Raw genomic sequence first — 2523 nt, 5'->3', positions numbered from 1 at the left:
GTCGACCCGCAAACTTGTCGCTGATCCTCGACGAGCCCTCGCCACGTTGGCTGTGTCCGGATCTGCGACAGGCGGATGAAGCGCAGCAAACCGGTCGCCTCCGCTGGGGGCAGGGCTCGCTCACGCTAGACTTCTGTACATGACCACGTTGCCTTTAGCCGAAGTCCGGGCGAATCTGTCGAAGCTTGTTGATGAGGCGGTTAGGACTCACCAGCGAATCGAGGTCACGAGGAAGGGTCGCCGGGCCGCGGTGATCCTCAGTGCGGACGATTACGACTCGATCATGGAAACCCTGGCGATCCTCAGCGACCAGGAACTGATGCGCGAGATCCGCGCAGCTGAGACCGCGGCTGAAGGCGGCGAAGTCTACACACTCGACGAGGTGGCAGAGGAGATGCGCGCCGTCGGGCGGCTCCCGCGGTGATCCATCGCATTGAGTTGACGAAGGCTGCGACGAAAGCGCTGACCGATCTCTTACCGGAAGCAGTAGCAGTCGCGTGTTGGGAATTCCTACGAGGTCCGCTTGCAGAGAATCCGTACCGCGTCGGCAAGCCGCTTCGCGATCAACTGCAGGGACGGTACTCGGCGCGGCGGGGTGAATTCCGGGTGATCTACCAGATCTTCGACGAACGAGTCGTCGTCCGGGTCGTCCACATCGCACATCGGCGTGACGTTTACCGGTGAGTCTTCCGTGTGACGACATCTGTCAACGCCATCCCTGTGCAGAACAGCTTCGAGATCGGATAGCCAGTAAGGAGCAGCGGTGATTTTCATCGTCGTCAAGTTCGAAACCAAACCGGAGTGGGCCGACCGTTGGTCTCAGCTGGTCGCTTCGTTTACCGCGGCCACCCGGTCCGAACCGGGCAACCTCTGGTTCGACTGGTCGCGCAGCCTCGACAATGAGTGCGAATACGTGCTGGTCGAGGCATTCCGCGACGCTGCGGCCGGCAGTGCCCACGTCAACAGCGACCACTTCAAGCAGGCGATGCGGGAGCTGCCGACGGCGCTGACCTCGACGCCGAAGATCATCAGCCAGGCGATCGACGCGTCGGACTGGTCGGTGCTGGCCGAGATGAGTGTCGACTAACCGGCTAGAGCTAACCGGAGACGGCTATTTCGCGGCCCAGCTCGTAGCCGGGCGTCAGCGGCAGGATGTCACCACTCCAAAAAGACCCGGGGTCGAACCAGCTCCAATGCTTGTCGGTGGACAACAACCCCATCTCCTCGTAGGTGATGGCCACCGTCTCTGCGCAGTAGGCGGTTTCGATGCCCGCTGCGCGCTGTCGTGCCTTGCGCCGTTGTGTTGCCTGGCGAATCTTCTTGTCCAGCAATGGGACACCCCGTGTCCAGTCGTTGATGGTCGGGATGCGACCGCGCAGCCACCGGCCGGTGAGCCGCGCAGTGGCGGGGAACGGGGTGCCGTCCATCCGGGCGACGACCCGCAGCAATCGGTCCTCCTGGCCGCGGTTGGCATACGGGGTCAGCTGACGCAGCCAGCACCGCTGGTGGTAGCGCTGCATCCACTGCTCGACGGCCTCCCGGGCGTCGTTGAGCTGCACGCCGCGATGGGTGGCACCGGTCCAGACGTCGGTGAGCTTGTCGCCGAGTTCGGCATGCCAGATCAACGGCGGCAGATCATCGATGGCCACCGTCATGCCGACGTGGTTGACCGGGGCGTTGGACAGGGTCTGGATGGTGCGGTCCGGCCTGGAGCGACCGCGGAACAGCCAGATGTCCCCGGTGCGGGTTTCGGCCAGCGCCCGATCCAGCGTCAACGTATGTGCGTCCACAACAGCACCATAAAGGTTTAGCACACCGTGGGATGCCTGATGCTCCTGGATCGGACGCCCAAGCTGCTCGAAAATTCAGCGTTTCCGCTCGGCAGCTGCGCAATCTGGCAGTCCTATTGGTTTCAGTGACCACCCTCTCGGTCTCGGTGAGGGCGAAGCACCCTTTTGGCCGATGTCGGTACGAAGCGCTGTCGCGGAGTGGGAACCGAGTATCACTGTCGCACTACGCGATCCGGTCGGATCGGTGGCGGCTTGCGAGCCAATGGTTCGCTACTTCCTACTGAGTGCCGGTGTCCCTGTTGTGGACAGAACTCGCTTGGCGGTTATCTTTTCGACCCTGCGGGCCTCGCGTTCGAGGTGGCGCTGCTTGGCTAGCTCGAACTTGGCGCACGCGTCCTTGAGTTCGTCGACCAGCAGGCCGAGATCGTCGCGCATCTGTGCGGCCTCACCAGTGAAGTCCCCGCGCTCGAAGATGCGCCATTTCTTCAGCACCGGCATCACTACGTCGTTGAGGAAGATGCGCGGGTCGAACACCCCGCCAACGGCGATGATGACGGCCTTACGACGAAATTCCGGGACCGTGTATCCGGGCATCTTGAAGTTGCGCAGCACCTTGTGCAGTGACCGCATTGCCTGGTTGGGTGCGATCTGGAAGCCGGCATCGGAGACGTCGCGGTAGAAGAGCATATGCAGGTTTTCATCGGCCGAGACGCGGGCCAGCAGTTGGTCGGCG

5 protein-coding genes are annotated in these 2523 nt (G+C 62.7%); 3 read left to right on the top strand and 2 right to left on the bottom strand.

Translation table 11 applies throughout. The features are described from left to right. The first annotated feature begins 139 nt into the window (after positions 1-139). The 3 genes from AC2VON_RS18500 (at position 140) to AC2VON_RS18490 (ending at position 1087) form a co-directional block, all read left to right on the top strand. The gene (locus AC2VON_RS18500) at positions 140-424 is read left to right on the top strand and encodes a type II toxin-antitoxin system Phd/YefM family antitoxin (protein ID WP_486954263.1); all 285 of its coding nucleotides are present in this window, start codon (positions 140-142) and stop codon (positions 422-424) included. Then, positions 421-684: a type II toxin-antitoxin system RelE family toxin gene (locus tag AC2VON_RS18495; protein WP_486954262.1), complete on the top strand. Its 264-nt coding sequence runs from the start codon at positions 421-423 to the stop codon at positions 682-684. Before AC2VON_RS18500 ends, AC2VON_RS18495 begins: the two co-directional genes overlap by 4 nt. A 79-nt stretch (positions 685-763) precedes the next feature. Next, positions 764-1087 (top strand): putative quinol monooxygenase, encoded by a 324-nt coding sequence (locus AC2VON_RS18490; RefSeq protein ID WP_486954261.1) that lies wholly within the window; start codon positions 764-766, stop codon positions 1085-1087. A 10-nt stretch (positions 1088-1097) separates the two neighbouring features. On the opposite strand, the gene AC2VON_RS18485 is transcribed toward AC2VON_RS18490, so the two are convergent. Together AC2VON_RS18485 and AC2VON_RS18480 are read right to left on the bottom strand one after the other, a co-directional pair. Next, complete coding sequence (locus AC2VON_RS18485) at positions 1098-1790, bottom strand: guanylate cyclase (RefSeq protein ID WP_486954260.1); 693 nt, start codon at positions 1788-1790, stop codon at positions 1098-1100. A 270-nt stretch (positions 1791-2060) separates the two neighbouring features. After that, positions 2061-2523, bottom strand: a 463-nt coding sequence (locus AC2VON_RS18480; RefSeq protein WP_486954259.1) for an acyl-ACP desaturase, incomplete at its 5' end; no start/stop codon positions are given.

This window comes from Mycobacterium sp. TH-M82, assembly GCF_057473605.1.
The sequence above is the reverse complement of the archived record's forward strand: the minus strand, read 5'-3'. Positions and strand labels throughout refer to the sequence as shown.

Bases quoted from the DNA above. Each gene is read 5' to 3' on its own strand.
- AC2VON_RS18500 (WP_486954263.1), top strand. From the start codon at position 140: ATGACCACGTTGCCTTTAGCCGAAGTCCGGGCGAATCTGTCGAAGCTT.